Raw genomic sequence first — 1435 nt, 5'->3', positions numbered from 1 at the left:
CGTTGGCCGCCGATGCCACATCATCCGACGTCGACCGTATCCGACCTATTATCCCCCGCAGACTCTCCGCCATCTTGTTGAGGGCATTCCCCAGTTCGCCGATTTCGTCGTTGCTCTGCACATGAACGCTCTGGGTAAGTTCACCACCCGCTACGACATTGGCAAATTCGACCGTCCGTCGCAGGGGAGCAATTATCATGCGGCTGGCGGCGTAGTAGAGGATTCCCACCAGCATCAGAATGATAATAAGGGTGGCCATGACGAGGACCACATGGAGTGCCCGTACATCAGCGGTCAGTTCCTCCTCGTAAGCGCCGGCAGCAATGAGCAGCTTCCAGTCGTCAAAGTAGGTGTAGACCACCATCTTCTCCCGGGATGAGGATTCACCCTTGTTCTGCCAGTTATAATGGGTAACACCTTCGCGATTCTTGATCATCTCCTTGATGAATTCGCGCCCGTCCGCAGCCTTGGACGCCAGGATGTTTTTCCCTTCCTCGAAGGGATGGATGACAAGCGTTCCCTGTTGCTCCCCTTCTTCGGCATTCAACGCGTAGAGATAGCCGGTCTTCCCTATCTTGATCGCCTTGATCTGCTCTTTCATGAATTTCAGGGGCTCGGTGGTATCCATACCGACAAAGAGCAGACCGATAATCTCACCGCCCCCCCCTTTAATCGGCACATATTTAGTGGAATAGTCGCGGCCGAAAAGATTGGCCCGGCCGAGATAGCTTTCACCCTTTATGAGATGGCCATAGGCCGGATGGTTCTTGCCGAGCATTGTCCCGATTGCTCGAGAACCATCCTGTTTTTTTACCGAGGTAGTGACGCGGACAAAGTCGTCACCGGTTTTGGCGAAGACCGTTGCCACGGCGCCGGTCATTCTGGTGAAACGGTCTATGGTGTCAAAATCCAGGTTGAGCACCCTGCTGCCATGCTGCAGCACCGGGGTGTCAACCGTCCCGACCTTGACCGTACGGCGGGTGTCGAGGGTAAACCTTTCCGGGAAATAGGAAACGAAAACGTTTGCAAACTTTTCCGTACTCTGGGTGACGCTGTGGTCGTACACCTCCAGCATGCCTTTGGCCAGGATTACCTGCCGTTTGAGGTCGGTGATGGTGTTTCTCTCCAGCATGTTCCCCGTGTACGAGCCGATGTAAAATGAGAATATGCAGAGCAGCACCAGCACCAGCGCAGCTTCGGCAACAACCAGTTTCTTTCCGAGCGACCAGTTCATGATTCTAGTTTTCATGGTAATTCCTTTCCGTAAGGAATAACTCCTCAAACCGCATCACTACATGAAACCCGCTGCCATATTCAAGAAACCGGTATCACCTCACTGCTGTCACGCCACCTTGAATTGGGCGACCATACCGGCCAGGTCGACCGCCTGCTGGGAAAGATTCTGGGCCGAACGGGAGAGCTGTTCCACCGAGGC

The 1435-nt window shown here is 54.2% G+C and carries 1 protein-coding gene; it reads right to left on the bottom strand.

The genetic code is table 11. The features are described from left to right. Nucleotides 1-1249 (bottom strand): methyl-accepting chemotaxis protein (locus KI810_RS17140; protein ID WP_214176790.1); only part of this gene is annotated, 1249 nt, incomplete at its 3' end. Nucleotides 1250-1435 lie beyond the last annotated feature (186 nt).

The organism is Geomobilimonas luticola (assembly GCF_018476905.1).
GTDB classification, from domain to species: Bacteria; Desulfobacterota; Desulfuromonadia; order Geobacterales; family Geobacteraceae; genus Geomobilimonas; species Geomobilimonas luticola.
The sequence above is the reverse complement of the archived record's forward strand: the minus strand, read 5'-3'. Positions and strand labels throughout refer to the sequence as shown.